Here is a 1,185-nt window from a genome sequence, read left to right as displayed (position 1 = left end):
CTAGGCTGCTTCTTTTTTCTCAGATCCAAAATCCAACTTCGATAATTCGAAGACTTTCGTTTTAACAGATTGTTTCTGCTGAGATGCGGGTGTTACCCTTGCGACGATTCCAGCCGCAATTATATCTAATTCACCTGTACTAGCTATGCTTTTAGCAGCAGCTAGATCGCGGCTTTGATACGCTCCGCAAGCCGTACAAGTAAAACGCCTATCATTCAATGTTAAAACATGGCGTTGCCCGCACTCCGAACAAATTCCAGTGGATTTTTCAAAACGACCTATTTCATGATAGAGCTTGCCTTCTAGCTCAGCTTTGTACTTTGAAAGCTGAGTGATCAAACCCATCACGTTATCTGCAACCATACTACCATTGAACTTTTGCATCGCTTTTACGTTTAAATCTTCGAACACTAAAATATCATTTTCATTGGTTATCTGTCGTGAAGTTTTGTGCGCAAAGTCCAGCCTTTGCCTTGAGATTTTTCCGTGTAATTTATTGATGCGTTGTTTTGTTTTTTGCCAGCGATTTGAACCTTTGGTTCGACGTGCAAGCTGGCGTTGCAATTGATTTAACTTCTCTATTGCTTGCTTTAAAAACTTCGGGTTGTCGGCCACGAAACCGTTCGAACCAACCACCGTTTGCTTTGAGTTGATGTCAAAGCCAGTGATCGTTTCCAAAACTTGTTTAGCCGTTTTGCATTCCACTTCCTGAGTGATACTGCATTCCCATTTTCCGTGACGATATTGAACAGTGACGGTCTTAATTTTGCTCACTAGCTCACGATGCAGAACGATTGGCACTTTGCCGACTTTCGGAATACTGATAGCGCCATTTTCGATTCGAATGCAATTGGAATTATTGACGGCTCGAAACGAGTCGTTGTGAAGTTTTTTCTTTTTGTATGAGACTTTATGCTTTGGAAAGCGCTGCAAACGAACCTTTGAAAAAGCATTCTTAACAGCAGTTTCTAAATCGCGAGCAACCTGCTGAGCCGCTGCTGAATCAAAAGATTTAATCCACGCAAACTCTTCGAAAGGCTTTAATTCCTTAAGAAGCGAGGCCATTTCTTTGTAAAACAAGAACGTCTTATCGTACTCATATCGACGCATATTTTCAGACAACAACAGATTCCAAATGCCACGCGCTGTCGCACCAAACTCAATAAGCTTAGCTTCTTGCTCTGG

General features: G+C 41.9%; 1 protein-coding gene. It reads right to left on the bottom strand.

The window, feature by feature from the left end:
• The coding region (locus WA256_RS21030; protein ID WP_335993310.1) for an RNA-guided endonuclease InsQ/TnpB family protein at window positions 1-1,185 on the bottom strand (1,185 nt) is incomplete at its 5' end.

It is taken from the genome of Pseudoalteromonas sp. CH_XMU1449-3 (assembly GCF_037027245.1).
In the GTDB taxonomy this organism is placed as follows: domain Bacteria; phylum Pseudomonadota; class Gammaproteobacteria; order Enterobacterales; family Alteromonadaceae; genus Pseudoalteromonas; species Pseudoalteromonas shioyasakiensis.
This window is presented reverse-complemented; position numbering and strand designations above follow the sequence as displayed.